Genomic DNA, 876 nt, shown 5'->3' with positions numbered 1-876 from the left:
CTAAGAACGTTGTTGCTGCTGGAATGGCGGATCGCTGCACCATCCAGCTAAGCTATGCGATCGGTGTGTCCAAACCGCTGTCGATTTACGCCGACACCCACGGGACCGGACAGTTGCCGGATGCGCAGATCGAAAAAGCGGTGGGGGAGGTCATGGACCTGACACCGCGCGGAATTCGTCAGAAACTGGAGCTGAACAAACCCATCTATCAGCGTACCGCAGCCTATGGTCATTTCGGACGCGAACCGGATGCAGACGGTGGTTTTAGCTGGGAGCGGACCGATCTGGTCGACGCGTTGAAACAGGCGGTCTGATTCAAAGAGACTTAGAAAAACGCGCCCGACCCGGCGCGTTTTTTGTATCGCATCGCATCGGCGGGCACCTCTTGCAACGCGTTAGGCGGCGCAGTATGGCCAGCGTCATGAACTCCAAGACACCACAACGCCCACACAGAAACTTCTACGGCCGTCTCAAGGGAAAGGCCCTCAAGAGAAGTCAACAGACCTATCTGCACGAAGATCTTAACGCCTTGTCACCCGGCGCAGTGGATTGGCAGACCAACCCCGAGCGGCACCCGCTGAACCTGCAAGAGTTGTTCGGCGGCAAGGATGTTTGGCTTGAAATTGGGTTTGGCGGTGGTGAGCATCTGGTGCATCAGGCGGCGCGCAACCCGAACACCGGTATCATCGGGGCTGAGCCTTACATCAATGGCGTCGCAATGTTGCTGGGAAAAATCCGCCGTGCAGGCGTGCACAACCTAGCCGTTCATCCCGGCGATGCGCGCGATTTGTTTGATGTGCTTCCCGATGCCAGCATGTCGCGGGCGTTCCTGCTGTATCCGGACCCCTGGCCGAAAAAACGGCACCACCGCCGCCG

2 protein-coding genes are annotated in these 876 nt (G+C 58.3%); both read left to right on the top strand.

What is annotated here, in order from left to right; translation table 11 throughout:
- The coding region (locus ACRZ95_RS23055) for a methionine adenosyltransferase domain-containing protein (RefSeq protein WP_480555716.1) at positions 1-314 on the top strand (314 nt) is incomplete at its 5' end.
- A 95-nt stretch (positions 315-409) separates the two neighbouring features.
- Positions 410-876 (top strand): tRNA (guanine(46)-N(7))-methyltransferase TrmB (trmB, locus tag ACRZ95_RS23050; RefSeq protein WP_480555714.1); only part of this gene is annotated, 467 nt, incomplete at its 3' end.

The organism is Ruegeria sp. AI3 (genome assembly GCF_056541245.1).
The sequence above is the reverse complement of the archived record's forward strand: the minus strand, read 5'-3'. Positions and strand labels throughout refer to the sequence as shown.